Annotated in this window: 1 pseudogene; it reads right to left on the reverse strand. The window is 57.9% G+C overall.

Going from position 1 to position 254, the window contains the following annotated elements:
- A pseudogene (locus AC25ND_RS26425) lies at window positions 1-254 on the reverse strand (IS5/IS1182 family transposase); the annotation flags it as partial.

Here is a 254-nt window from a genome sequence, read left to right on the forward strand (position 1 = left end):
CCACCAGAGAGCGTGAAGTGGAGTGGGATGCCACGGGCGTCACTGACCATGTGAATTTTCGTCGTCAACCCGCCCCGGCTTCGTCCAAGTGCGTGGTCCTTTGGTTCTTCAGCCCCCCTTTTTTGCCTGCTCCGGCAGAGGCTCGGGTGGCCCTCACGGCGGTTGAGTCGATGCACCAGGTGGTCAAGTCAATCTGGCCCTGTGCATTGAGTTTGAGGTGTAACCGCTTGAGCATTTTGTTGAAGGTTCCTTGG

This window comes from Pseudomonas sp. P110(2024) (assembly GCF_057480795.1).